Source organism: Novosphingobium mangrovi (assembly GCF_022818885.1).
Lineage (GTDB): Bacteria > Pseudomonadota > Alphaproteobacteria > Sphingomonadales > Sphingomonadaceae > Novosphingobium > Novosphingobium mangrovi.
Map to the genome: position 1 here is coordinate 1 of NZ_JALHAT010000067.1, position 1,170 is coordinate 1,170.

Here is a 1,170-nt window from a genome sequence, read left to right on the forward strand (position 1 = left end):
ATTACTCTCTTCCGCTCTGCGCCCTACTTGCCAGTGGTGACGAGATTGACCTCGGTCGTGCCCGGCCCGGACGGCCCCGCGTAGACGACATAGGCCGCATCGCCCTTGCGCCCGCCGATGGCGTAGTCCTTGCCGGTGCGGCGCACCTGCGCGCTGTAGCCCGCCTTGTCGGCCATGGCGTGATAGAACGCCACGACATCGCCCGCGCCGATGGGCGTTGCGTAGTTCACCACGATCATCGCGCAGCCTTCGCCCGCGACACCGGCCGCTTCCTGCACCGCGCCGCGCGGGTAGACGGGCAGCGCCTTGGGCACCTTGGCCGCCCAGGTGTTCGAGAAGGCGAGTTTGGTCGTGCAGTCGGTCTTCGCCAGCTTCGTCGCCCTGGCGACCTGGGCTGCGGTCGCCGCGCTTTCGGTGAGGACATTGACCCCGCCCTGGCGCGCTTCGGGCGCGGGCTTGATCGGGTGGCCCACCAGCTTTTCGGCTTTCGCGCGCGCATCGCGGATGGCCTCGGGCGAGCGGTCCGCCGGGGGCAGGCTCACCTCGCCCTCCTCGGCTTCGAGGGCCGCTCCGGCCTGACCGGCCATTTCCGGGTCGACCATGATGTCCTCGCCCAGAGCGCCGCTCATCGCCGGATCGCTGGCCGGAGAGGTCGGCTCCTCGGAGGTGCCGCAGCCTGCCAGGAGAACGCTCGCCAGCGCCGCGCAGGCCCAGCCGCCCGTCCGCGTTCCTCGCATCCACTCCTGCATCGTCCCGGTATCCTTCCTGCCCGCGTGCCTCATGGCACCGGGGACATGCACTCAAAGGGCAAACGGCAGGTAAAGACCAGCGCCTTGACCCCCAGCGTCCCATTTCGGGAAAAGGGTCCGGGCAATCCTTGCCGAGGATGAGAAACCGCACACGAAAAAGGGCGCCTGCACATGGGTGCAGACGCCCTTCCACCCACGCGGGCAGGCCGTGAAGCGTGCCTGCACCGCAGGGCGTGCCCCCACCTGCGCATCGCCGTCTGCGCGGACAGGGATTTCGGGAATTGGGGGGAAGGTCACGGTCGGGACAGGGCCGCTCCATCAGGAGAGGGAGAGAGCGATCGAAGCGACCCTGTCCGCAGCGCGTGAGCCTGTGCGGCGCTTAGCGGCAGCGCTGGCCGCCGCGGTCGACCTCGCGGCCGAG

General features: G+C 69.7%; 1 protein-coding gene. It reads right to left on the reverse strand.

Annotation, left to right across the window (positions count from 1 at the left end; genetic code table 11):
* Window positions 1-23: 23 nt before the first annotated feature.
* The gene (locus tag MTR65_RS19415) at window positions 24-737 is read right to left on the reverse strand and encodes a hypothetical protein (RefSeq protein ID WP_243803104.1); all 714 of its coding nucleotides are present in this window, start codon (window positions 735-737) and stop codon (window positions 24-26) included.
* Between the last annotated feature and the right edge of the window lie 433 nt (window positions 738-1,170).

Excerpts from the sequence above, each read along its gene's own strand:
- MTR65_RS19415 (WP_243803104.1), bottom strand. The coding sequence starts at position 737 with ATGCGAGGAACGCGGACGGGCGGCTGGGCCTGCGCGGCGCTGGCGAGC.